Here is a 25,024-nt window from a genome sequence, read left to right on the forward strand (position 1 = left end):
GAAGATGCAGGAGCATTGCATGTCGTCGACCAGCGACGCGACCACCGACGCTGCCTCCGCCACACCGCGAGAGCGAGCGCCGCGGCCGACCAAGCGTCGCGCCGAAGGCCAGTGGGCTCTGGGCTATCGAGAGCCGCTCAACGCCAACGAGCAGTCCAAGAAGGACGACAACCCGCTCAACGTGCGCGCCCGCATCGAGAACATCTACTCGAAACAGGGTTTCGACAGCATCGACAAGGGCGACCTGCGCGGCCGATTCCGCTGGTGGGGTCTCTACACCCAGCGTGAACAGGGCTACGACGGCACCTTCACCGGTGACGACAACATCGACCTGCTCGAGGCGAAGTACTTCATGATGCGCATCCGGTGCGATGCCGGTGCATTGAATCTGGAGCAGCTGCGCACTCTGGCTCAGATCTCGAAGGAGTTCGGCCGCGACACCGCGGACCTCTCCGATCGCGAGAACGTCCAGTTTCACTGGATCGAGGTCGAGAACGTCCCCGAGATCTGGCGTCGAATCGAGGCAGTCGGCCTGAAGACGACCGAGGCATGCGGAGACTGCCCCCGTGTGGTGCTCGGTTCCCCGCTGGCAGGTGAAGCGGTCGACGAGATTCTCGACCCGACGTCGGCCATCGACGAGATCGTCGAGCGGTACATCGGCAAGCCCGAGTACTCGAACCTGCCACGCAAGTTCAAGACCGCGATCTCGGGTCTGCAGGACGTAGTGCACGAGATCAACGACGTCGCCTTCATCGGTGTGAACCACCCCGAGCACGGACCAGGACTCGACCTGTGGGTCGGCGGCGGCCTGTCCACCAACCCGATGCTCGCGCAGCGCGTCGGTGTCTGGGTTCCGCTCGCGGACGTCCCCGACGTCTGGGAGGGCGTCGTCTCGATCTTCCGCGACTACGGCTACCGCCGGCTTCGCACCAAGGCGCGCCTGAAGTTCCTCATCAAGGACTGGGGCATCGAGAAGTTCCGCCAGGTCCTCGAGGACGAGTACTTGCACCGCAAGCTCATCGACGGCCCGGCTCCCGAGAAGCCCGCTCGGCCCCGTGATCATGTCGGGATCCAGAAGCTCAAGAACGGCCTCAACGCCGTCGGCGTTGCCCCCATCGCGGGCCGCGTCTCCGGCACCATCCTCGCCGCGGTGGCCGACGCCGCCGAGAAGGCCGGGTCGGATCGCGTCCGATTCACGCCGTACCAGAAGCTGATCGTCCTCGACGTTCCGGACGAGACGCTCGAGCAGCTGATCTCGGACCTCGACGCGCTGGGCCTACCTGCCCGCCCCTCGCACTGGCGCAAGAACCTGATGGCGTGCAGCGGCATCGAATTCTGCAAGCTCTCGTTCGCCGAAACCCGCAAGCGCTCACAGGTTCTCGTCCCCGAGCTCGAAGAGCGCTTGTCCGACATCAACAGTCGACTCGACGTTCCGATCACGATCAACATCAACGGCTGCCCCAACTCGTGCGCGCGATCGCAGATCGCCGACATCGGCTTCAAGGGTCAGTTGGTCGACGACGGGGACGGGAATCAGATCGAGGGTTTCCAGGTTCACCTCGGAGGCAGCCTCGGCCTGGACAGTGCGTTCGGCCGAAAGTTGCGTCAGCACAAGGTCAACAGCTCCGAGCTGGGAGATTACATCGACAGAGTGGTGCGCAATTTCGACAAGCACCGCGAAGACGGCGAACGGTTCGCTCAATGGGCCGTGCGAGCAGACGAGGCGGATTTGCGATGAGTACCAGACTGAATTTGACGGTCGACCAACTGAAGGACATCGCCGAGTGCGGTGCCCGCGAACTCGACGGCGCAAGCCCGCTCGAGTTGTTGCAATGGACCGAGGACACCTTCGGTAGCGATTTCATCGTCGCCTCCAACATGCAGGACGGGGTTCTCGTTCACCTCGCCGCACAGGTTCACCCCGGAGTGGACGTCCTGTTCCTCGACACCGGCTACCACTTTGCCGAGACCATCGGAACGCGCGATGCCGTCGAGGCCGTCTACGGCGTGCACGTCGTCAACGCCCGCGCCGAGAAGACCGTCGCAGAACAGGATGCGATCGACGGCAAGGACCTGTTCGCCCGCGAACCGAACCGCTGCTGCGCGATGCGCAAAGTGGCGCCGCTGAAGAAGGAACTGGCGAACTACAGCGCGTGGGTCACCGGCATCCGGCGAGTCGAGGCCCCGACACGCGCCAACGCTCCGTTGATCTCGTTCGACGACGCCTTCGGCCTCGTGAAGATCAACCCGATCGCACCGTGGTCGGACGAGGAGATGCAGGCCTACATCGACGAACATTCGATCCTGGTCAACCCTCTCGTCGACGAGGGATATCCGTCCATCGGGTGCGCACCGTGCACCGTCAAACCTGCCCCCGGAGCCGACCCGCGCAGCGGTCGTTGGGCCGGCAAGGCCAAGACCGAATGTGGGTTGCACGCCTCATGACACTCGACCTCACGACGGCGACCGTCGGACGCACCCATCTCGATGCAGATCGGTTCGACACCCTCGACGCACTCGAATCCGAAGCCATCCACATCTTCCGAGAGGTGGCCGGCGAATTCGAGCGCCCAGTCATCCTGTTCTCGGGTGGCAAGGACTCGACGGTTCTGCTGCATCTGGCCATCAAGGCGTTCTGGCCAGCTCCCCTGCCGTTCGCACTGCTGCACGTCGACACCGGGCACAACCTGCAGGAGGTGCTGGATTTCCGCGACCACGTGGTTGCGAAGTACAACCTGCGCCTGCACGTGGCCAGCGTCGAGGAGTACCTCGCCGACGGACGTCTCACCGAGCGCCCCGACGGCATCCGCAACCCTCTGCAGACCGTTCCTCTCCTCGACGCGATCTCCGAGAACCGGTTCGACGCCGTGTTCGGCGGTGCCCGACGCGACGAGGAACGCGCCCGCGCCAAGGAGCGAATCTTCTCGCTGCGCAATGCATTCGGACAGTGGGAGCCCAAGAAGCAGCGCCCGGAACTGTGGAACCTGTACAACGGCAAGCACTCCCCCGGCGAGCAGGTGCGCGTGTTCCCGCTCAGCAATTTCACCGAACTCGACATCTGGCGCTACATCGCTCGCGACGACGTGGAGTTGGCCAGCATCTACTACGCCCACCAGCGCCCGGTGTATCAGCGCGACGGCATGTGGATGACGCCGGGCGTCTGGGGCGGACCGGCCGAAGGTGAAGAGTTGCAGACACTGTCGGTGCGCTACCGCACCGTCGGCGACGGATCCACCACCGGTGCCGTCCTGTCCGATGCTGCCGACAATCAGGCAATCCTGGCCGAGGTCGCCGCGTCCAGGCTGACCGAACGCGGAGCCACTCGCGGCGACGACCGCGTCTCCGAGGCTGCCATGGAAGACCGCAAACGAGAAGGATACTTCTGATGAGCAGCACGGGCATATCCAATGGTCATTCCGCAGGCTCCACTCGCGGCACCCAGCTTCTTCGCCTCGCCACCGCGGGCAGCGTCGACGACGGCAAGTCCACTCTCGTCGGACGGCTGTTGTACGACACCAAATCCGTTCTGGCAGACCAGATCGACGCCGTCACTCGGGCCTCGGTGGACAAAGGATTGTCCACTCCCGATCTGTCGCTGCTCGTCGACGGCCTGCGTGCCGAGCGCGAACAGGGCATCACGATCGACGTTGCCTACCGGTACTTCGCGACGCCCAATCGCTCCTTCGTTTTGGCCGACACCCCCGGCCACGTGCAGTACACCCGCAACACCGTCTCGGGCGCGTCGACGGCGCAGTTGGTCATCCTGCTCGTCGACGCCCGCAAAGGCGTGATCACTCAGACCCGAAGGCATGCAGCGGTTCTGGCCCTCCTCGGCGTTCCGCGCCTGGTGCTCGCCGTCAACAAGATCGACCTGGTCGAAGACCCCGCGACGGTGTTCGCCGACATCTCGGCCGAATTCAATTCACTGACCTCCTCGCTCGGGTGGTCCACCGAGGACGTCATCGAAATCCCCGTCTCGGCGTTGCACGGCGACAACGTGGCAGTGAAGTCCGACAAGACCCCGTACTACGACGGGCCCACCCTCATCGAGCACCTCGAGTCGGTCCCGGTGGACGCCGAACCTCACCGGGTCGGTCTGCGATTCCCCGTGCAGTACGTGATCCGGCCGCGCACAGCGGAATTCCCGGACTACCGCGGATATGCCGGCCAGGTCGCAGCGGGCTCCGTCGACGTCGGCGACGAGGTCGTCATCCTGCCCTCGGGCACCCGAACGACAGTGGAGCGCATCGACACCGCGGACGGCGAGCTGCGTACCGCGCATGCCGGCCGTAGCGTCACCCTCGTCCTCGCCGACGATGTCGACGTCTCGCGCGGCGACACCATCGCCTCCCCGCAGGACGCACCGGAACCGATCGGCGACTTCGAGGCCACGGTGTGCTGGCTGGCCGAGAAACCGCTTCGCCCGGGCGCTCGTCTGCTGCTCAAGCACGGCACTCGTACCACCCAGGCCATCGTCGGGGCGCTCGTCGAGCGTTTCGACGAGCAGGACCTCACTGCGCACGAGGGCCCGGAATCGTTGGAGCTCAACGAAATAGGACGCATCTCTGTTCGCGTCGCCGAGCCGATCGTGGCCGACGACTACGCCGTCAACAGGCACACCGGCAGCTTCTTGCTGATCGATCCGGCCGGTGGCAACACACTGGCAGCCGGTCTGGTGGGCAACGCACTGGCCGCCGTCGAGCTGGGGTCGGCAGTTCCGACGTGACGGCTTTGCTCGCGGTAGCGCACGGCAGCCGCGATCCCCGCTCGAGCGAGACGATCCACCGCGCCGTCGACGTCCTGCGTCGACGGCGTCCGGATCTCGATGTGCGCGTCGCGTTTCTCGACCTGAGTGAGCCCAGCGTCGAGCAGGTACTCGACGACTTGGCCGATGCAGGGCATGTTCGCATCGTCGCGGTTCCGCTGTTGTTGGGCAGTGCTTTTCACGCCCGAGTGGACCTGCCCGCGCTGTTGGGTGCAGCACGGGTCCGGCATCCGCGCGTGTCGATCGGTCAGTCCGAGGTGCTGGGCGACGACCCACTTCTCGTCGACGCCGTTCGTGATCGTGTTGTCGACGCCGGTGCGGTGCTCGGCGATTCGACCGTCGGAGTCGCCTTGGCTGCCGTCGGATCGAGCCAGTCCTCGGCGAACGACCGTAGCCGTCGAGTTGCGAACGAAGTGGTGTCCGGCACCGGCTGGGCGGGAGTTGTCACCTGTTTCGCCACGTCCGTCGATCCGTCTCCACTCGACGCGGTCGCACAGCTGCGCGCGCTGGGAGCCACCCGGATCGTGGTGGCTCCCTGGTTCCTGGCACCCGGGAGGCTCACCGACCGCATCTCACAGGTGCTGGACGGCGTCCCGAACGTGACGTACGCCGATGTTCTGGGCCCTCATCCGGCAGTGGCCGAGCTCGCCTCCAGGCGGTACGACGCAGCTCTCGCGCACGATCGCTCGATCGCATAGCACGAAAGGTACTGCTCGTCGGATCAGTGCACCGGAGCCGATTCGGTCGTATCCGTGATCGTCGGAACCCGAGTCGCGCGGACGTAGACGGTTTCGCCCTCGTGCAGCCCCAGCGCCTCGCTGTCGCCGCGCGTGATCTGCGCCGCGAACAACTCGCCGGTGGCCGCGTTCTTGAGCTCGACCTTCACCTCGAAGCCGAGGCGTACGACCCGTTCGACGACGGCCCGCGTCACCCCGGCAGATTCTGCCGTGCCACTCGCCTGCGCCTGTGCCAACGACGGGTCGCGTCCGACACGAATGTCGTGCGGGCGCACCAGAAGTCCGTTCAGCCTGGCCACCTGACCGAGGAACGACATCACGAAGTTGTTTGCAGGGCGATCGTAGAGGTCCTCCGGGGTGCCGACCTGTTCGATTCTGCCCTTGTTCAGCACCGCGATTCGGTCGGCGACGTCGAGCGCTTCTTCCTGGTCGTGGGTCACCAACACAGTGGTGACGTGCACCTCGTCGTGCAATCGGCGCAGCCACGTCCGTAGATCTGCGCGCACCTTGGCATCGAGGGCACCGAAGGGCTCGTCGAGGAGGAGAACCTGCGGGTCGACGGCGAGTGCACGTGCCAGCGCCATGCGTTGACGCTGTCCTCCGGACAGCTGCGCCGGGTAGCGGCCTTGGAAACCCGCCAGACCGACGATCTCGAGCAGTTCGTCGACCTTCTTGGCAATTTCGGCCTTGGGACGCTTGCGGATCTGCAAGCCGAACGCCACGTTGTCGCGCACCGTCAGGTGTTTGAACGCGGCGTAGTGCTGAAACACGAACCCGATCTCGCGACGCTGCGGGCTCACCCAGGTCACGTCCTGGCCTGCCAGCACCACTCGGCCCGTATCGAGCTGCTCGAGGCCTGCGATGGATCGAAGCAGCGTGGACTTGCCCGAGCCACTGGGTCCGAGCAGCGCCGTCAACGAGCCCTTCGGGATGTCGATGCTGACGTCGTCGAGGGCGGCGAAATCGCCGTAGCGCTTGTTCGCGCCGACCACGGAGATCTCGATCTCGGAAGATGTCTCGGTCATTACTTCGTCCTCTTCTTGTCGAGAACCGTCATCAGCAGCAGCACGATGACGGCGATCGCCATGAGCAACGTGGACGCCGCGTATGCGCCCTGCTGATTGAAGTCCTCGTACCGTGAATTGACCAGCAGTGTGAGCGTCTGGGAAATGCCGGGCAGGTTGGTGGAGACCATGATGACGGCGCCGAATTCTCCGAGCGAACGTGCGACGGTGAGCACCACGCCGTAGGTCAGTCCCCATCGGATGGCAGGCAACGTGATCCGCCAGAACGTCTGCCAGGTACTCGCACCCAGGGTCGAGGCAGCCTCTTCCTGCTCTTCACCGATCTCGTACAGGACCGGTTCCACTTCGCGAACGACGAACGGCAAGGTGACGAATATCGTCGCGATGACCATGCCGGGTAGCGCGAAGATGACCTTGAAACCGAGGCTTTCGATGCCACCGAACCATCCGTTGGCACCCCACAGCAGGATGAGCGCGACGCCGGTGATGATCGGCGACACCGCGAACGGCAGGTCCACGATCGCTTCGAGTATCCCCTTGCCGCGGAACCGTCCGCGTACCAATGCCAACGCTGTGACGATTCCGAACACGACGTTGATGGGAACGACGATCGCCACGATCAACAGGGAGAGTTGGAGAGCGGATTGCGCGGCGGGAGTGGTGATCTGCTCCCAGAACGCCACCACCCCGTCCTCGAACGTGCGAAACAGGATGGCACCGAGGGGGAACAGCACGAGCACGGCGAGATAGATCAGTGCGACGGCACGCAGGGACAGTTTGATCGGGAGACCGATTTTCACGAGATCTGCTCTTCCCGTCTGGCCAACCTGTTGCCGATGATGCGGAGCACGAACAGCACAGCGAAGGCGATTGCCAACAGCACCACGGAGATTGCGGCTGCGTCGATCGGCCGGTCGTACTCGATGAGTTCACGGATGTACTGCGAAGCGACCTGCGTGTCGTTGGGGATGTTGCCGCCGATCAACACCACCGACCCGAATTCGCCGATGGCACGGGCGAACGCGAGCCCACCGCCCGAGAGCACAGCCGGAAGCAGTACCGGCAACACGATGCGCCGAAAGATGGTCCAGTTGTTCGCACCCAGTGATGCGGCCGCCTCTTCGACATCCTTGTCGAGTTCTATCAGCACCGGCTGCACCGCACGCACTACGAACGGGAGCGTGACGAACAGCAGCGCCACGATGACCGCAGGCTTGGTGGCGTTGAAGACGATGCCGATCGGACTCGACGGTCCGTACAGCGACAGCAACACCAAGCTCGCCACGATGGTCGGTAGTGCGAACGGCAGGTCGATCAGGGCATTGACGAAACGCTTGCCGGGAAACTCGTCGCGTACCAGAACCCACGCGATCAGAGTGCCGAGAAAGAGGTTGATCACGGCGGCAGCCACGGACACCAGCAGAGTCACCTTGAACGTGGCGATGGCACGTGTCTCGGTGACCGCATCCCAGAAACCACCGAGGCCGCCGTCGAACGACTGAACCGTCAACGCCGCCAACGGCAGCAGCACGATGACACTGAGCCACAGAACGGCGACACCGAGGCCCAGCGGACCCACCGAACCGGGGCCCCGGAACTTGCGGCCTTCCCGCCCAGCACGAAACCGAGGTGTCGCACTGGGCGGGACGATCGAACCCGGGGCCGCGGGTTCACCGGTCGACGACGACATCTACCGAGTACTTTCCTGGTAGATCGTCGCAATTGCGCCGTTGTCTCCGAACAGGTCGGCGTCGACCTGAGTCCAGCCGCCGAGATCATCGATGGTGTAGAGCTTTTCGGGCGTGAAGAACTTGTCCGAGTACTCGGAGGCGATCTCCGGGTTGGTCGGCCGGAAACCCGCCTCGGCCCAGATCTTCTGGCCTTCGTCGGAGTAGACGAAATCGTTCAGAGCATTCGCACGCTCGAGGTTCGCACTGCTGTTGATCACTGCCACCGGGTTGTCGATGCGGAAGGTGACGGGGACGTCCACGTGCTCCACCTTCTGTCCCTGCTCTTCGATGAGCAGTGCCTCGTTCTCGTAGCTCAGTAGCGCGTCGCCCTGTCCCTGCAGGAACGCTTCGGTTGCGGCGCGGCCGGATTCGGGCTGCACAGGGAAGTGATCGGCGACGAGCGTACGAACGAAGTCGAGACCGGCCTGCTTGTCCTGGCCACCGTTGCTCTTGGCGGCGTACGGCGCGAGCAGGTTCCACTTCGCCGATCCGGAGCTGAGGGGGCTCGGGCTGATGACCTGAACGTCGGGCTTGATCAGGTCGTCCCACGTCTGGATGTTCTTCGGATTGCCCTCGCGGACGACGATGGTCACCACCGAGCCGAACGGCACCCCGCCGTACGCGTTCTGGTTCCAGTCCTCGTCGACCTTGCCCGCCTTGACAAGTCGAGTGACATCCGGCTCGACGGAGAAGTTGACGATGTCCGCAGGCGCGCCGTCGGCGACCTTGCGCGACTGGTTTCCCGATGCGCCGTAGTCGGCGTTGATCGCCGTACCCTCTCCATCCTCGGTGGCTGCGAACGCCGGACCGATTGCGTCCCAGCCGTTCTTCGGCACTGCGTAGCCGACGAGTGTCAGAGCCGGGCCACTGGCAGTGTCCGACCCGCCCCCGACGACATCGCTGGAACCGCCGCCGCAGGCGGTGACCAGAAGAGTTCCCACAGCTGCGAACGTGGTGAGCAGATAACGAGAACGATGCCTCATTGCGAAAGGCCTTTCATGGTGGTGTGACGATGAGGAAAGAACACAAGACACGCAAGGTGATTCGCGCTGAGCGCCGTAGCAGTCAGGACCCGGCCGGCGAAGCAGCGAACTGGCGGCACGGACTCCGGTCCGTCGTGCGGACACACTGCGCTACGCGGCGACAGTGGATCGACGAAACCGATTCGCGAAGGAAAGAATCAACAACAGTCGATATCGGCGACTGCCAGCATGCCGACAGCAATCAACGCCAACTGGTGGCGGACGCGGTACTCGGCGGCAGAAGACACGGTCAGGAATCTAGCAGAGGTTCCGGACCGACTCTAATCAGAGGAGTCGTGCATGTGCACGACGGGCGCGTGTCAGCGAGTGATCAACCACGCGATGACGACCAACGCCAGCAGCGCGATCAGAGCCCATGTCACCCGAGACCGCGGCATTACAGTCCATCCTTCGTCGTAGACGTCGAGGCCGAGAGCTCGGCCTCGCGTGCTGCGCTGGCGTCACGGCCCAACACGCGCAGGATCACTGCCAGCACGCGATCGAACACCCGAGCCGAGACGAACGCAACCGGAACGAGCACTGCGAGGACGACCACCGACTGCGGAACGAACGGAAGGCCCGTCACCCACAGCTCGACGCCGTCCCACCACCGCGCGAACGATTCCATCCTCGCAGCTTAAACCAGGGCTCCACCTGAGCCGCGCCACGCCGAGTACGGCCTCTCAGTGGACGGCTGCCACGGATCGGTCGATGATTACGCCATGACGGCATTCGATGAGGTTTCGCCCGTGCCCCCGGTCGCCGAGGAGCCGGCCATGGGCTCTGGACATCCAGGCCTGGGCGGAACGGAGGTCCAAGGTGCGTTGGGCAGCACCGATGCGCCGGTGTCCACGTTGGTCTCCTACCGCAGCGCGTTTCCGCCCATCGACGACTACGCATTTCTCTCGGACTGCGAGACGACGTGCCTCATCGCCCGAAACGGCTCCGTCGAATGGATGTGTGTACCGCGGCCGGACTCCCCCAGTATTTTCGGTGCCGTCCTCGATCGCAGCGCGGGCCACTTCCGCGTCGGGCCGTACGGACAGTCGGTACCCGCCGCTCGTCGATACCTGCCCGGCGGGCTCATCGTGGAGACGACCTGGCAGACCGAGACCGGGTGGCTCATCGTGCGTGACGCGTTGGTGATGGGTCCCTGGCACAACACCGACCAGCGTTCTCGAACTCACAAGCGCGCACCGAGCGACTGGGATGCCGAGCACATCTTGCTCCGAACCATCAAATGTGTCAGCGGCACAGTCGAATTGGAGATGAGCTGCGAGCCCGCCTTCGACTACCATCGGGCACCCGCGACATGGGAGTACACCGGCAAGGTGTACGAGGAGACCACCGCGACCTGCGAGGCGAGCGCCGACGGCGACCAGCCCACCCTGAAATTGACCACCAATCTTCGGATCGGCATCGAGGGCCGCGAAGCACGCGCGCGAACCCGAATGACGGAGGGCGACAATATCTTCGTCGCGCTGTCGTGGTCCGATCTTCCCGCACCGCAGACGTTCGAGGAAGCGGCCAGCAAGATGTGGCAGACCTCGGAATGCTGGCGGCAGTGGATCACGATCGGCCGATTCCCCGATCATCCGTGGCGCGGCTACCTCCAGCGCAGCGCTCTGACCCTCAAAGGACTGACCTACGCACCCACGGGAGCACTGCTCGCCGCGTCGACCACGTCGCTACCCGAAACACCTGGTGGGGAACGCAATTGGGACTATCGCTACACCTGGGTCCGCGACTCCACATTCGCTCTGTGGGGTCTGTACACGCTCGGGCTCGACCGTGAGGCCAACGACTTCTTCGCCTTCATGTCCGATGTAGCCACCAGTGCAGACGGGGAGGTCAACCCGCTTCAGGTGATGTACGGCATCGGCGGTGAGAAGACCCTCGACGAGGCCGAGCTGCCGCACTTGTCCGGGTACGACGGTGCCCGACCGGTACGTATCGGCAACGGTGCCTACGACCAAGAGCAGCACGACATCTGGGGCACCATGCTCGACTCGGTGTACTTGCACGTCAAGTCGCGTGAACACGTCCCGGAGTTCCTGTGGCCTCTGCTCAAGCGGCAGGTCGAGGAAGCGATCGCGAACTGGCGCAAACCCGACCGTGGCATCTGGGAGGTACGCGGTGAGCCCCAGCACTTCACGTCCTCGAAGCTGATGTGTTGGGTTGCGCTCGATCGCGGTGCGAAGCTCGCCGATATCCACGGCGAGAAGGACTACTCGACCAAGTGGAACGAAATCGCCGACGAGATCAGGGCCGACATCCTCGACAACGGCGTGGACTCGCGCGGCGTGCTGACGCAGCGGTACGGAGATCCCTCTCTGGACGCGTCGTTACTACTCGCACCGCTCCTGCGATTTCTGCCGGCCGACGACGAACGCATTCGTGCAACAGTGCTCGCCATCGCCGACGAGTTGACCGAGGACGGCTTGGTTCTGCGCTATCGAACCGACACCACCGACGACGGTTTGTCCGGCGAGGAGGGCACGTTCACGATCTGCTCGTTCTGGCTCGTGTCCGCTCTGGTGGAGATCGACGAACTCCCGCGCGCCAAGCACCTGTGCGAACGCCTGCTTGCCTACGCGAGCCCGCTCAAGCTCTACGCCGAAGAGATCGACCATCGCACCGGCCGTCACCTCGGCAACTTTCCGCAAGCATTCACGCACTTGGCGTTGATCAACGCCGTGGTGCACGTCATCCGAGCAGAGGAAGCGCAGGCATCGGGACACTTCCAGCCCGCCCACGCCAACCCCTGAGCTGTCCGGTTCAGCGGCCGAGTTGCCTCGCCCATTCGGCGACCAGCTCGGCCGCCGGTTTCGCCTGAGCGCGGCGATAGCCGGTCCCGGCCCACATCGACAGTCCCGACGGGTCACCCGCAGCTGCGGCCTTCGCGCGCATCGGCGCGGTCAGATAGTGCAGATCGGGATACGCCAGCGGGGCGGCGTCGGAGTTCTCGCGCATGAACTCGTTCACCAAGCCCCGCGCAGGACGGCCCGAAAACGCCTTCGTCACGGCGGTACCCGACGCACTGGCCAGCTGCTCGCGGTGCACGGGCTTCGTTCCTGCCTCGGGAGTGTTCAGAAACGCGGTACCCAGCTGGGCTGCATGCGCGGCACCCGAATCCAGCAGCGGCGCAATGTCGTTGCCGTCCATGAGCCCGCCGGCCGCGATTCGGGGCAAATCCGAAATTTCACGTACGGCGACCAGTAGCTCCGTCAACGGCTCTTCCGGGGCCGATCCGTCGAACGTGCCTCGGTGTCCGCCCGCCTCGGGACCCTGCACCACCAGCGCGTCCACACCGTTCGCGGTGGCGATGGACGCGTCGGAGGCGGTTGCTACCGTTGCCCACACTTCGGTTCCCACCGAATGCAGCTGGGCAACCTCGTCGGCATCGAAGGTGGCGAAAGTACTCGACACCACCGGCACCGGATGGGCAAGCAGCCAGGCGAATTTCTCCGGGTAGTAATCATCGCGGCGTTTCAGCACGCCGGGTTCGGCGTCGAATCGCTCGAACCACGATGCCAGATGCTGGGCGTAGGAGTCGACATCCGCGCCCGACGGCTCCTCGGGTAGGAAAAGATTGACCCCGAACACCAGACCCCGCATCGAATCCACCTGCGCGGCAAAGGCATCCGGCGTCAACAACGCGCCGGCGATCATTCCGAGTCCGCCGGCCTCGGACACAGCCCGGGCGAGCTCGGGAGTACTCGGACCGCCCGCCATGGGCGCACCGACAACGGGAACACGCAATTTCTTCAAGATCGGCGTCGTCACAGATTCGAAATGTACTCTCCGAGCGATATCACGGACCACCGACACCTTCCGATTCCCGAATCCTTCTGCACAGCAATAGTTTTCGATTGCATCATCATTGCGCATCGAACACACGTTCGATACACTTGGTCCATGACCACGGAGATCTGGCAACTGAGCGAGGCAGAACTCCTCGCCGACGCTGCTGATGTCTCCCACAAGATCCAACTGTTGGAGGCCCGGCGGATTGCTCTCGTCGCCGACATCGACACCCGCGTGAGCCGAGAGAAGCTCGGGTTCCCCGGACCCGCCGGCTGGCTGACCTCCACCACCCTTCTCTCACCATCCAAAGCCACCAAGATCGTCGCCCTCGCCCGCGGCATGAAGAACTTCCCCGACATCGCCGACGCCGTCAACACCGGCGTGATGACCATCGACCACGCCGCGTTGATCCTCACCTTCGCCGAAACACCCCCGAAGAACCTCCCCCAAGAGGGCCGCGATCTCGCTCGTACAGCCATGATCACCGCCGCCACCGGCCCCGAAGCCCGTACCGACCGCATCCGCGCAGCCATCACCAAGTTGCAGGACACCTTCGGCGGTAAGAAGCCGCCCGCCGAGGACACCGACCGCAACGAACTCTTCGCCTCGAAGACCTTGAACGGGCGGCTGATGTTGAAAGGCGATTTCGACGCGATCACCGGCGAAGAACTGCTCACCGCACTCTCACCGCTGACCGAACCCCGACCAGCCTCAGACGGCACCCCAGACGACCGCAGCCCCGCCAAGCGACGAGCCGACGCCTTCGGACACATCCTCGACCGCTACCTCGCCTCCAGCAACAGGCCCACCGAAGGCGGCGAAAAACCACACGTCAACCTGCACGTCCGGCTACAGGACCTCCAAAGCCAGAGCAGCCAGAACAACAGCGACATCACCGACGACGAAACGACCCGCGCCACAGCAGAATACGAGACAGATCCAGCCGATCCGGTTGACATCGACACCGGAAACCCGATCCACCCCGACACGGACGAGTCCGATCGCCGGGGCGAGGCGGATCCCCGGGGCGAGTCCGATAGCCCGACCGCGAACCGGAGCGCGTATCGGGATCTCTTCGGTGACGGCACGTCGGTCGGGTGGCTACCGTGGATGGGACCCCTCTCCCGCAACACTTCCCGACAACTGGCCTGCGATTGCCTCCTCACCGCCATCGTCATGGACGAGAACGGCAACCCACTCAACCTCGCCCGCACCGTCACCGCAAAACAGAAACGCGCATTGACTGCCCGCGATCACGGCTGCGCGTTCCCGGGATGCGGAAAACCCGCCGCCTGGACCGAAGGTCACCACATCTGGCACTGGGCCGATGGTGGCCCCACCGACATGAACAACCTCGTCCTCCTGTGCGGATCATCACCGCCTCGTCCACCACTCCGATTGGGAAGTCTTCATCGGCACCGATCAGCACCCCTGGTTCGTACCCCCGGCATCCGTCGACCCGTACCGAGAACCCCGACAATCCCACGCACGAGCCGGCCCCCACATCGCATGAGCCCGCGCAAACACGCACCAGCCCCACACAAACACACCAGCCCCGCACCGAGAACACGGTGCGGGGCCGGAAAGGTTGCGTTACAACGATTTCAGAGAGCGGAAGTCCCGTCCCTACTTCTTCGGCTTGTCCGACGAGGACTCCGAGGACAGTGCCGCCACGAAGGCTTCCTGCGGAACTTCGACCCGTCCGATGGTCTTCATTCGCTTCTTGCCTTCCTTCTGCTTCTCGAGCAGCTTGCGCTTACGGCTGATGTCGCCGCCGTAGCACTTGGCAAGCACGTCCTTACGGATGGCGCGGATGTTCTCGCGGGCGATGATGCGAGATCCGATAGCAGCCTGAATCGGCACCTCGAACTGCTGCCGCGGAATCAGTTCCTTCAGCTTGGTCGTCATCTTGTTGCCGTAGGCCGCAGCGGCGTCCTTGTGGACGATCGCGCTGAAGGCGTCGACGGCCTCGCCCTGCAGCAGGATGTCGACTTTCACGAGCGCTCCGCTCTGCTCGCCGATCTCCTCGTAGTCGAGGCTGGCGTATCCACGAGTACGTGACTTCAGGATGTCGAAGAAGTCGAAGATGATCTCGGCCATCGGAATCGTGTAGCGCAGTTCGACACGAGTCTCCGACAGGTAGTCCATACCGCCGAGCTCGCCTCGTCGCCCCTGACACAGCTCCATGATCGAGCCGATGAACTCGCTCGGCGAAATGATGGTGCACTTGACCATGGGCTCGAACACTTCCCGCGCCTTGCCCTCGGGCCAGTACGACGGGTTGGTGACGATGTGCTCGGCACCGTCTTCCATCTCGACGCGGTAAACGACGTTCGGCGAGGTCGAGATCAAGTCGAGGTTGAATTCACGCTCGAGCCGCTCGCGGGTGATCTCCATGTGCAGCAACCCCAGGAAGCCGCAGCGGAAGCCGAATCCGAGAGCCACGGAGGTCTCCGGCTCGTAGGTCAGGGCCGCGTCGTTGAGCTGAAGCTTTTCGAGGGCGTCGCGCAGATCCGGGTAGTCGGAGCCGTCGAGTGGGTAAAGGCCCGAGTAGACCATCGGCCGTGGCTCGCGGTAACCGGTCAGCGGCTCGGTAGCACCCTTGCGGAACGTGGTGACGGTATCGCCGACCTTGGACTGACGGACGTCCTTGACGCCGGTGATCAGGTACCCCACCTCGCCGACGCCCAGGCCCTTCGTGGCCTTCGGGTCCGGCGACACGATGCCGACTTCGAGCAACTCGTGCGTCGAGCCGGTCGACATCATCGTGACCTTCTCACGAGGGTTGAGTGCGCCGTCGACCACTCGGACGTAGGTGACGACGCCTCGGTAGGTGTCGTAGACCGAGTCGAAGATCATCGCGCGGGCAGGCCCGTCCGGGTTGCCGACCGGAGCCGGCACCAGCTTGACGACCTCGTTGAGCAGTTCTTCGACGCCTACTCCGGTCTTGCCGGACACCCGCAGCACGTCGTCGGCCTCGCATCCGATGATGTGCGCGATCTCGGCGGCGTAGCGATCCGGGTCGGCAGCAGGCAGGTCGATCTTGTTGAGCACAGGGATGATGGTGAGCTCTTTGTCGAGAGCTAGGTAGAGGTTCGCCAGTGTCTGCGCCTCGATGCCCTGAGCAGCGTCGACGAGCAAGACAGCACCTTCGCACGCTTCGAGCGCGCGGGACACCTCGTACGTGAAGTCGACGTGGCCGGGGGTGTCGATGAGGTGCAGAACGAATTCTTCGCCGTCGACGACCCAGGGCAGACGCACGTTCTGCGCCTTGATGGTGATGCCGCGTTCGCGCTCGATGTCCATCCGGTCCAGATACTGCGCACGCATCGACCGGTCGTCGACGACGCCGGTGAGCTGCAACATCCGGTCTGCCAGCGTCGACTTTCCGTGGTCGATGTGGGCGATGATGCAGAAGTTCCTGATCCTGGACGGATCGGTGAACGTCGTGTCGGCGAAGCTGGGCACTCGTATCCTTCGGCTGGCGTGTTCGAAATGAGCGAACGGGTTTCCCTATCGTCCCACGAGCGGAACGGTGCGCCGTCCCCGGCTGTCCGTCGTGGCTGGTCGCCCGGTGAGTCAGGGCGGTTTGTAGCGCTGCCGCCGTGGCTACACTCGCCGCATGGCTGGCAACTGGAGCAGATTCGGCAAGGAACTGGGCAAGATCGCACTGCGCGAGGGCCCGAGGCTACTGCGTCAACTACAGAACTCCGGTGCGCTGCAGAAAGGCAAGGACGCGATCTCCGGAAGCGCGTCGCGCACACCGGCTCCGGCACCTCGCCCCGGCCGTCCGGTGGCATCGCAGACCAGGCCGACCGCCCAACGGGCGCGGACCATCGAGTACTCCCCCGATCTGGACGGCAAGGCCGATCCGGGTGAGATCGTCTGGACCTGGGTTACCTACGAGGAAGACGCCACTCAGGGCAAGGACCGCCCGGTGCTGGTCATCGGGCGTGAGGGCAACGATCTGCTCGGCCTGATGCTGTCGAGCCAGAGCAGCCGCGACGGCGACCGCGACTGGCAGTCGATCGGATCCGGTGCGTGGGACGCCGAGGGGCGACCGAGCTGGATTCGTCTGGACCGAGTTCTCGACGTGCCCGAGGACGGTATTCGTCGCGAAGGCGCAATCCTCGGTAGAGCTCAGTTCGAGTCCGTGGCAGATCGGTTGCGTCGGGACTACGGCTGGAACTGACCTCGTGCGCGTTTTGCGTATCCCTGGGTACGCAAAACGCGCACGACGCTAGGCCAGCCGCGTGATCTCCACGACCACGTCGAGAGCCGTCGAACCGCCGCCGGAGAAGATGCCCTTGAGCGGCGGGACGTCGGCGTAATCACGGCCGAGTCCGACCGACACGTGCTGCTCGTTGACGGCGATGGCGTTGGTCGGGTCGTAGCCCCACCACGCCCCGGTCCAGGCCTCGATCCAGGCGTGGCTCTGGCCTTCCACCGTCGCACCGATCGCGGCCTGTTTCTTCGGGTGCAGGTAGCCCGAGACGTACCGGCTGGGGATGCCGACGCTGCGCAGCATCAGCAGCGTCAGGTGGGCGTAGTCCTGACACACACCCTTCTTCTCCGACCAGGCCTCCACCGCCGAGGTGTGCACACCGGTGGTACCGGGAACGTACGACATCTCCTGGTTGACCCAGTTGGAGATCTCGACGACCGATTCCTGCGGCGGCAGACCCTTCGACAGCTTTTTCGCGACCGACGCGAGTTGCCTGTTCTTCGGCACGTACTCGGTGTTGTCGAGCACCTCGTTGAAGCGGTCGGTGATCGGGTCGCTGGCCAGCTCCTCCCATGAGGCGTTCTCGTCGGGGTAGACGAAGGGGTCGGTCTCGACCACCGACGAACCGGTCACCTCGAGCTCGGTGTGCGGCGCGTGCAGGTCGAATGCCGTCACCGCCGTTCCCCAGTAGTCGGTGTACCGGTAGGAGCGGGTCACCGGGTTGGTCTCGACTCGGTTCAGAATGACGTTCTGCCGGTTGTCACTTCGCGGCGTCAGTCGAGCCTCGTTGTACGACGACGTCACCGGTGCGTCGTACTGATAGCCCGTGGTGTGCACGACACGCATACGCCAGCTCACAGTTCACCTTCCAATTGATCTTCGTATGTGCCGGACCCGGCATCGGTCCACGCCACCCACGGCGCGGCATGGAAGTACTGCTTCGAGATCGCCTCGCCGAGTTCGCGGCAGGTTTCCTGCAATGCCAGCAGCCGATCCTGCAGGTCCTCGAGAATTGCACCGGGACGCAGGAATTCGAGCTCACTTCGAGCGCGACCGAGTAGGCGCTGCGCCTCGGCGCGGGCACCGACGCGACTGTTCGGCTGATGATCGAGCTGGTCGAGAGACCGTTCCGCCTCGGTCAGTGCGTAGAACACCGAACGCGGAAAGAGTCTGTCCAACAACATGAATTCCAGTACTCGCTGGGCATCGAGCGCGCCGCGGTAGGTGCGCAGGTAGGTGTCGTGGGCACCGGCCGAGCGAAGCACAGTGACCCAAGCCGGCGACGACGGCCGGTCACCGGCTCGCGAGAGCAACAACCGAACGATCATGTCGATGCGCTCGACCGAGCGACCGAGCAGGAGAAAGCGGTAGCCGTCGTCGTGGCTGAGGGTGGAGTCCGCGAGACCGGCGAACATCGCGGCGCGCTCCTCGATGTAGCTGAAGAACTCGGCCGGGCCGGTGCGCTTGGACGCCCTGATGCGCTCGTTCAATCCGTTGTACGTGGTGTTCAAGCACTCCCACATCTCACTGGACGTGACTTCACGCGCACCTCGGGCGTTCTCGCGCGCACTCGACAGTGAGTCCACGATCGAACCCAATCCGTCGCGGCTGAAGGCGACGACCTCGGTAAGCGACCACACGTCGAGCGAGACGTCCGGCTCGTGCTGGAAACCGAGCACTCGCAACAACACTCGCGAAGTGTGGTCGGGATCGACTGTGGCGTCTTCGAGAAGTTGGTGGACGGTGACATCGAGAATGCGGGCCGTGTCATCCGCTCTCTCCACATACCGCCCGATCCAGTAGAGCGACTCTGCGTTGCGCGCGAGCATTTACTGTCCACCGCCGTTCGAGTCCGAGTTCGTTGCCTGCTGCTGTTGCTGCTGCTGCTGCTGCTGATTCATTTGTTGGTCCATCGTCAGCTCCGGGCCTTGTTCGGCCATCGGTGACTCCGGCGGAACGCTGACGATCTCGTCGCCAGCAAGTTCCTGCTCCTCCTGAGAGGTCCGAGTGGCGAGCACCCAGGTGTCCTTGCTGCCACCGCCCTGGCTGGAGTTCACCACCAGGGACCCCTCCGGCAACGCCACTCGGGTCAGTCCGCCGGGCAACACCCAGACGTCGTCGCCGTCGTTGACCGCGAACGGCCGCAGGTCGACGTGGCGGGGTACCAAGCGATCGCCGATCTTCGTCGGCACCGTCGAGAGCTGTACGACGGGCTGGGCGATCCAGCCGCGCGGATCCGCGCGGACCTTCTTGCTGATGGTGGCGAGTTCCTTCGGCGAGGCGTCGGGTCCGAAGACGATGCCGTAGCCGCCAGAACCTTCCACCGGCTTGATCACCAGTTCGTCGATGCGGTCGAGGACTTCCTCGCACTCGTCGTCGAGCCAGCACCGGAACGTGTCGACGTTGGCCAGCAGCGGCTTCTCGCCCATGTAGTAGTCGATGATGGTGGGAACGTAGGTGTAGACGAGCTTGTCGTCGCCGACGCCGTTTCCGACGGCACTCGAGATGACGACGTTGCCTGCGCGGGCGGCGTTGACCAGACCTGCCACCCCCAGCACCGAGTCGGGACGGAACTGCATGGGGTCGAGATAGTCGTCGTCGATTCGTCGGTAGATGACGTCGACTTGACGCTCACCCTCGGTGGTGCGCATGTAGACGATGTTGTCTCGGCAGAACAGGTCTCGACCTTCGACGAGCTCGACGCCCATCAACCGAGCGAGCAGCGAGTGCTCGAAGTACGCCGAGTTCGCCACGCCCGGAGTGAGAACCACCACGGTCGGGTCTGCCTCGTTGAGGGCGGCCGATGCGCGCAGTGCCCGCAGCAGGTGCGAGGCGTAGTCGCCGACGGCACGCACGCGGTGACTGGCGAACAGGTCCGGGAACACCCGGGCCATGGTCCGGCGGTTCTCCATGACGTAGGAGACGCCCGAGGGTGAACGCAGGTTGTCTTCGAGGACACGGAACGTGCCCTGCGCGTCGCGGACGAGGTCGATTCCGGCGACGTGGATACGTACGCCGTTGGGCGGGGTGATGCCGACGGCCTCACGGTGGAAGTGCTCGCACGACGTGATCAGCCGTTTCGGAACGACGCCGTCTCGCAGGATTTCCTGGTCTCCGTAGATGTCGGCGAGGAACATCTCGAGAGCCTTGACGCGTTGCTTGATGCCGCGTTCGAGACGCGACCATTCCCCTGCTGCGATGACTCGGGGCACCTGGTCGAGCGGGAACGGGCGTTCTTGGCCGGACAGCGAGAACGTGATGCCCTGGTCGACGAACGCGCGTCCGAGCGCATCCGATCTGGCGTCCAGGTCCACGGCGTTCGCCGGGGCGAGCGCCGTGTGGATTCCTTTGTACGGCGTTCGAGTACGACCGTCCGAGTCGAACATCTCGTCGAAGGCGAGGCTGTACTTTCCGACGTCGGAGTACCCCCCGAACACCCCGTCTGCATCGGGTTCGACACGATCCGCTGACTTCGTTCTGGTCGCTTTGGCCTTGGAGGCGGCATGCGTTGCCGATCGCGGACTCATCCTGGCAATGTTGCTACAGAGACAGGAGTTAGGCGCGGTAGAAGCGTTAAATTCTTGAAACGGCTGTGGAGGGCGGCGCCGGATTGGGTTCTGCCGTCCTGTGCTGGTATTCTCGATCTTCGGCGCAGGGCTCAACGCTCAGCAGCAGACTTCGGGCATTCCAGCATGGATCGCCCTGACCGGAATACCGACGAAGACGACAAGGATTTTACGCGTGGCCAATATCAAGTCCCAGAAGAAGCGGATTCTCACCAACGAGCGTGCACGCCTGCGCAACCAGTCGGTGAAGTCCTCCCTTCGCACCGTCATCCGCTCGTTCCGCGAGGCACAGGCTGCGGGCGACAAGGACAAGGCTTCCGAGATTCTCCTCGATGCCGGCCGCAAGCTCGACAAGGCCGCCAGCAAGGGCGTCATCCACAAGAACCAGGCCGCCAACAAGAAGTCGGCACTGGCTCTCGCAGTCAACAAGCTCTGATCTCGTACTGAGCTCGATCGAGCCCGCTGCATCCGACGAGGACGCAGCGGGCTTTGTCGTGCGCCGGGCACCCCGCTAGCGGTCACCCAACGAGGCGACCTCGGCGACAGCTCGCTCCACCGCGTAGTCCGCGTCCGCTGCTTGGCCTTTGACGTCGGCGTTCAGCTGCGCCACCACGCGCAGGGCCTGCGCTATCGAGCGGCCGTTCCAGCCGCGCGCTTGGCCCTGCGCCTTCTTGATTTTCCAGGGCGGCATTCCCAGTTCGCCTGCCATCCGGAACGGGTCACCGCGACCGGCCGAGCCGACGAGCGCGATGGTGCGCACGGCATCGGCGAGCGCATCCGCGAGAAGAACGTGGGCCACTCCCCGGTGCATCGCCCACCGCAAGGCTTCGAGAGCGCCGGCTCGATCACCGATGACGGCCTTGTCCGCGACGTCGAATCCCGATACCTCCGCCTTGCCCGAGTAGTACCGACGCACGGCGGCCAGATCGACTTTGCCTCCGGTATCGGAGACCAACTGCGAACACGCCGAGGCCAATTCGCGGAGTTCGTTACCGACGGACTCGACGACAGCCTCGATCACCTCGCCGCTGACGCGGACGTCCGCCGCGCGAAACTCGCCTCGGACAAAATCGATCCGCTCGGCCGGTTTGGTGAGCTTGACGCATTCGTGGACCTGAGCCCCGCATTTCTGGAGGGCACCGACCATCGCTTTGGCGCGGCCGCCGCCGGAATGCATGACCACCACGACGGCACCCTCGGGTGGATCGGTAGCCGCGTCGAGCACCAGAGCGACTGCATCCTTACCGGCCTCGGCCGCCGCCTCGAGTACGACGACACGATCTTCGGCGAACAGCGACGGACTCAGCAGTTCGGCGAGCTCGGGAGCACTTGCGTCACCGGTACGCAGCCGGGTCACCGGGAGGTCCTCCCCCGGGATCGCCGCATTCGCACGCACCTGCGTCACGATCGCGGCCACCGCACGATCCATCAATAGTTCCTCGTCGCCGAGTACCAGATGCAGAGGAGCCACACTCGAAGTCACGACCATGATCGTGCCATGCGCCGCCGACACCACGGACATCCGCTTCGGACCGTCACTCACCACACGACGTGGGCCGTCCACAGCGCCAGAAGTGCAATCGCGAGCGAGGCCGACACCCAGCGGAACAACGCCCATCGCAGCGCGCCCAGGAGCACGACAGTGCCGACGATCGCCGCCGCGATTCCACGGACACCCTCCGGAACGACGATCGATGCTGCCGGCACCGACGCCGCACGCTCGGCCACCGTGATCAACCACCACAACGGTGCGGACGCCAGCTGCGCCGTCATTTCGGCGAGCGAGGTACTGACCACAGCCAACACCGCAGTCACGATGCCCACCACGGTGATGGGAGCGACCACCGGCGAGACCAGTACGTTCGCAACCACACCCACCACGCTGAACGTTCCCGCCATTGCCGCGACGACGGGTGCCGTCACCACGTGGGCCGCCGCGGCGACCGCCACCACCTCCGCAGCTGCCCGGGGCCATCCTCGGGCCCGCAGCCAGTCCACCCAGATCGGTGCCACCAGCACCAGCCCCGCGGTGGCGAACACAGACAACACGAATCCGACGTCCACGGCGAGCCGCGGCCACCACCCGAGTAGTGCCAACACCGCGCCGCACAAGGCCGGGACCGCTTGCTTCCGTCTGCCGGTCACCAAGGCCAGCAAACCGATCGACCCCATCACCGCGGCGCGCAACACGCTGGGGGACGGTCGGGCCACGACGACGAAGGCGATCAGAACGACGAAGGCAATCGTGACGGTGGCGCGAGGCCCTATCCCTATGCCGCGCAACACCAACAGCACGGCACCGATCAGGATCGAGAAGTTCGCACCCGACACCGCCGTCAGATGCGTCAAGCCCGCGGCTCGGAAGTTCTCGACTACCTGCTCGTCCAATCGTGAGACATCGCCCACGACGAGGCCCGGCAGTAGACCTGCCCGGTCCGACGGGAGCGAATTCTGCGCCACGTCTGCCAGATTCGAGCGAAACGAGCCCGCCGCCGACGAGACCGGTCCGGGCTCACCTACTGCCACCGGCGGACCGGTCGTTCGGATGACGGCCACGGTCATATCGGACCTGGCGGGCACCCCGAGCCGGCCTCGGACCGTGATCTGCTGGCCCGGAAGTAGTGCCGACCATGTCGACTCCGGCGCCACGACCGATACCCGGCCGCCGACGTAGAGCGCCTCGCCGCCGACATCGACGCGGGTCATCTCCGCCTGCAACATCACCATCGGCGGCCCGGGCGCGGGTAGGCGTCGCGGATCTTCTTCGAGATCGACCACTGCCGTGATCCATGCCCGATTCTGCGCGGCCGCAGCCACTGGATGCTCCGCCACCGAGCGCATCTGGAGCCAGATCGCACCGCCGAAACACAACGCCACGACGATCACCGCGGCCGCCCCGGACCACACGTGTCTCGCAGTGTCCGCTCGACCCGTCGAGATCCTGTGCAGCACAACGGCTCCCAGCACCACGATCGCGCACGTCACCACCGTGGCCGTCACCGCCGCGCTCGGACCGGCGAGAATACCGGTCGCAGTGATAGACCAGGATGCCGCCGCCGCAGGAATCAGGCGGATGTCGAAAGGAACTGGTTCCTCCGAGTCCGTCGACGACGGCACCCCGGTCACGAGACTCGGACCAGGTCGCGAATCTTGGTGAGCCGGCCCGGGCCGATACCGTCGACCTCGGCGAGCTGATCGACCGATACGAAGCGGCCGTTCGTGTCTCGCCAGCTCACGATCGACGTTGCCGTCACCGGTCCCACACCGGGCAGCGCATCCAATTCTGCGACCGTGGCCGTATTGAGGTCCACTGCTCCGCCGGCGGCCGGGCCCGCCTGGTCCGTCGTCGAACCGGCAACTCCGCCCGGCCCTGCGCCCTGACCCGACGTGGTGCCGCTGACCGGAGGGGCCGCCGGAGCCGGCACGAGCCCCACGACGATCTGATCGCCGTCCGACACCCGAGCTGCCATGTTCAGCGCCAACAGATCGGCACCCTCCACGGCCCCTCCCGCTGCGGCCAAGGCGTCGGCGATGCGCGAGCCCGGTTGCAGCCGAACGAGACCGGGATGCGCGACGAGTCCGACGACACTGACGACAAGTTCTGTTTCCGCGACCGGTGCCGTCACAGCCGTCTTGTCCGGCGACCGGCCCGACGACCCGGATTCGGACATCGTTGAGTCCGGCGCGCGGGTATCGGCGGCGTCGGTGGAGACCACCGCCAGTGGCGGTGCGGGCGCAGGCGTCGGCGCATCTCGAAACACCGCGAAGCCGGCGACGAGGACCACGAACACACCCGCCGCCGCCAACGCCTTCACACCGGGTCGGCCGGGATCCACCCGCGCGAATCGCCACCGCTGCGGTAGCAACGACGACCATGGTGATTCGGGACGCTGCGCGGCAGGAAGCAGCCACTCCGGATCGGGACGCACGACGCCGTCCTGTGGTTGCCCGATCGGCGGCTCGCCCTGGGGGTCATCGAATTCGTCGACTCGGCGCGGCTCGGCGCGCGCGGAATCATTCTGCCTCCGCACGGAATTCAATCGTGCCACCGTGTGTGCCCGATCGTCGTCGCCGCCCATGTCTCAGGACGCTAGCGCCTTCCGGACGAACCCGACCGGGGCGAACGGTGGTCGCGAACTGCCCTGTG

22 protein-coding genes and 1 pseudogene are annotated in these 25,024 nt (G+C 64.8%); 9 read left to right on the top strand and 14 right to left on the bottom strand.

What is annotated here, in order from left to right; all coding sequences use genetic code 11:
• Positions 1-19 precede the first annotated feature (19 nt).
• The 5 genes from AB0P23_RS01495 to AB0P23_RS01515 are packed head-to-tail and all read left to right on the top strand — an operon-like array spanning position 20 to position 5,463.
• The gene (locus AB0P23_RS01495; RefSeq protein WP_032374560.1) at positions 20-1,738 is read left to right on the top strand and encodes a nitrite/sulfite reductase; all 1,719 of its coding nucleotides are present in this window, start codon (positions 20-22) and stop codon (positions 1,736-1,738) included.
• Positions 1,735-2,445: a phosphoadenylyl-sulfate reductase gene (locus AB0P23_RS01500; RefSeq protein ID WP_032374561.1), complete on the top strand. Its 711-nt coding sequence runs from the start codon at positions 1,735-1,737 to the stop codon at positions 2,443-2,445. The genes AB0P23_RS01495 and AB0P23_RS01500 overlap by 4 nt, the downstream gene beginning before the upstream one ends.
• Positions 2,442-3,386, top strand: coding sequence for a sulfate adenylyltransferase subunit CysD (gene cysD / locus AB0P23_RS01505; protein WP_032374427.1), 945 nt, complete (start codon positions 2,442-2,444; stop codon positions 3,384-3,386). The genes AB0P23_RS01500 and cysD overlap by 4 nt, the downstream gene beginning before the upstream one ends.
• Positions 3,386-4,726, top strand: coding sequence for a GTP-binding protein (locus AB0P23_RS01510; protein ID WP_219519918.1), 1,341 nt, complete (start codon positions 3,386-3,388; stop codon positions 4,724-4,726). Before cysD ends, AB0P23_RS01510 begins: the two co-directional genes overlap by 1 nt.
• Positions 4,723-5,463 carry a sirohydrochlorin chelatase gene (locus AB0P23_RS01515; RefSeq protein WP_363796652.1) on the top strand — a complete coding sequence of 247 codons (741 nt, stop codon included), beginning with the start codon at positions 4,723-4,725 and terminating at the stop codon, positions 5,461-5,463. Before AB0P23_RS01510 ends, AB0P23_RS01515 begins: the two co-directional genes overlap by 4 nt.
• Positions 5,464-5,486: 23 nt before the next feature.
• On the opposite strand, the gene AB0P23_RS01520 is transcribed toward AB0P23_RS01515, so the two are convergent.
• The 6 genes from AB0P23_RS01520 to AB0P23_RS01545 all read right to left on the bottom strand — a co-directional run bounded on the left by AB0P23_RS01520 (position 5,487) and on the right by AB0P23_RS01545 (position 9,907).
• On the bottom strand, positions 5,487-6,527 hold the full coding sequence (locus AB0P23_RS01520; protein WP_032368179.1) for a sulfate ABC transporter ATP-binding protein: 1,041 nt from the start codon (positions 6,525-6,527) through the stop codon (positions 5,487-5,489).
• Positions 6,527-7,327 (bottom strand): sulfate ABC transporter permease subunit CysW, encoded by an 801-nt coding sequence (gene cysW / locus AB0P23_RS01525; RefSeq protein WP_027497511.1) that lies wholly within the window; start codon positions 7,325-7,327, stop codon positions 6,527-6,529. The genes AB0P23_RS01520 and cysW overlap by 1 nt, the downstream gene beginning before the upstream one ends.
• Entirely contained in the window at positions 7,324-8,217 is an 894-nt protein-coding gene (cysT, locus tag AB0P23_RS01530; protein ID WP_027497512.1) for a sulfate ABC transporter permease subunit CysT, read from the bottom strand. The genes cysW and cysT overlap by 4 nt, the downstream gene beginning before the upstream one ends.
• Positions 8,218-9,240, bottom strand: coding sequence for a sulfate ABC transporter substrate-binding protein (locus AB0P23_RS01535; RefSeq protein ID WP_032368180.1), 1,023 nt, complete (start codon positions 9,238-9,240; stop codon positions 8,218-8,220).
• A gap of 197 nt (positions 9,241-9,437) precedes the next feature.
• A complete protein-coding gene (locus tag AB0P23_RS01540; RefSeq protein ID WP_310180897.1) occupies positions 9,438-9,527 on the bottom strand; it encodes an Ms4533A family Cys-rich leader peptide in 90 nt (29 codons plus the stop codon).
• A gap of 149 nt (positions 9,528-9,676) precedes the next feature.
• Positions 9,677-9,907 (bottom strand): hypothetical protein, encoded by a 231-nt coding sequence (locus tag AB0P23_RS01545; protein WP_027497514.1) that lies wholly within the window; start codon positions 9,905-9,907, stop codon positions 9,677-9,679.
• Positions 9,908-10,001: 94 nt separating this feature from the next.
• On the opposite strand from AB0P23_RS01545, the gene AB0P23_RS01550 reads away from it, so the two are divergent.
• Positions 10,002-12,047, top strand: coding sequence for a glycoside hydrolase family 15 protein (locus AB0P23_RS01550; protein ID WP_257886160.1), 2,046 nt, complete (start codon positions 10,002-10,004; stop codon positions 12,045-12,047).
• Between the two features lie 10 nt (positions 12,048-12,057).
• On the opposite strand, the gene AB0P23_RS01555 is transcribed toward AB0P23_RS01550, so the two are convergent.
• Positions 12,058-13,065: a nitronate monooxygenase gene (locus AB0P23_RS01555; RefSeq protein WP_048318615.1), complete on the bottom strand. Its 1,008-nt coding sequence runs from the start codon at positions 13,063-13,065 to the stop codon at positions 12,058-12,060.
• A gap of 132 nt (positions 13,066-13,197) precedes the next feature.
• Between AB0P23_RS01555 and AB0P23_RS01560 the strand changes: the two are divergent.
• Positions 13,198-14,599 (top strand): annotated as a pseudogene (locus AB0P23_RS01560) (DUF222 domain-containing protein).
• 113 nt (positions 14,600-14,712) lie between these two features.
• On the opposite strand, the gene lepA reads toward AB0P23_RS01560, so the two are convergent.
• The gene (gene lepA, locus AB0P23_RS01565) at positions 14,713-16,554 is read right to left on the bottom strand and encodes a translation elongation factor 4 (RefSeq protein ID WP_027497517.1); all 1,842 of its coding nucleotides are present in this window, start codon (positions 16,552-16,554) and stop codon (positions 14,713-14,715) included.
• A 154-nt stretch (positions 16,555-16,708) separates the two neighbouring features.
• Between lepA and AB0P23_RS01570 the strand changes: the two genes are divergently transcribed.
• Positions 16,709-17,278 carry a type II toxin-antitoxin system PemK/MazF family toxin gene (locus tag AB0P23_RS01570; protein WP_027497518.1) on the top strand — a complete coding sequence of 190 codons (570 nt, stop codon included), beginning with the start codon at positions 16,709-16,711 and terminating at the stop codon, positions 17,276-17,278.
• Between the two features lie 48 nt (positions 17,279-17,326).
• On the opposite strand, the gene AB0P23_RS01575 is transcribed toward AB0P23_RS01570, so the two are convergent.
• From AB0P23_RS01575 to AB0P23_RS01585, 3 genes are read right to left on the bottom strand one after another with little or no spacing between them, the layout of a single operon-like run.
• Complete coding sequence (locus tag AB0P23_RS01575; RefSeq protein WP_196248540.1) at positions 17,327-18,169, bottom strand: transglutaminase family protein; 843 nt, start codon at positions 18,167-18,169, stop codon at positions 17,327-17,329.
• The gene (locus AB0P23_RS01580; protein ID WP_032368183.1) at positions 18,166-19,140 is read right to left on the bottom strand and encodes an alpha-E domain-containing protein; all 975 of its coding nucleotides are present in this window, start codon (positions 19,138-19,140) and stop codon (positions 18,166-18,168) included. Before AB0P23_RS01580 ends, AB0P23_RS01575 begins: the two co-directional genes overlap by 4 nt.
• Entirely contained in the window at positions 19,141-20,697 is a 1,557-nt protein-coding gene (locus AB0P23_RS01585; RefSeq protein ID WP_205913094.1) for a circularly permuted type 2 ATP-grasp protein, read from the bottom strand.
• Between the two features lie 355 nt (positions 20,698-21,052).
• Here AB0P23_RS01585 and rpsT point away from each other — a divergent pair, with 355 nt between their 5' ends.
• The gene (rpsT, locus tag AB0P23_RS01590) at positions 21,053-21,313 is read left to right on the top strand and encodes a 30S ribosomal protein S20 (RefSeq protein ID WP_027497522.1); all 261 of its coding nucleotides are present in this window, start codon (positions 21,053-21,055) and stop codon (positions 21,311-21,313) included.
• Positions 21,314-21,388: 75 nt separating this feature from the next.
• On the opposite strand, the gene holA is transcribed toward rpsT, so the two are convergent.
• The 3 genes from holA to AB0P23_RS01605 are packed head-to-tail and all read right to left on the bottom strand — an operon-like array spanning position 21,389 to position 24,956.
• Positions 21,389-22,366 carry a DNA polymerase III subunit delta gene (gene holA / locus AB0P23_RS01595; protein WP_179273972.1) on the bottom strand — a complete coding sequence of 326 codons (978 nt, stop codon included), beginning with the start codon at positions 22,364-22,366 and terminating at the stop codon, positions 21,389-21,391.
• 50 nt (positions 22,367-22,416) lie between these two features.
• A complete protein-coding gene (locus AB0P23_RS01600) occupies positions 22,417-24,003 on the bottom strand; it encodes a ComEC/Rec2 family competence protein (protein WP_230593413.1) in 1,587 nt (528 codons plus the stop codon).
• On the bottom strand, positions 24,000-24,956 hold the full coding sequence (locus AB0P23_RS01605; RefSeq protein ID WP_080736433.1) for a ComEA family DNA-binding protein: 957 nt from the start codon (positions 24,954-24,956) through the stop codon (positions 24,000-24,002). Before AB0P23_RS01605 ends, AB0P23_RS01600 begins: the two co-directional genes overlap by 4 nt.
• Between the last annotated feature and the right edge of the window lie 68 nt (positions 24,957-25,024).

The organism is Rhodococcus sp. NPDC077669, from assembly GCF_040686915.1.
Classification (GTDB): domain Bacteria; phylum Actinomycetota; class Actinomycetes; order Mycobacteriales; family Mycobacteriaceae; genus Rhodococcoides; species Rhodococcoides fascians.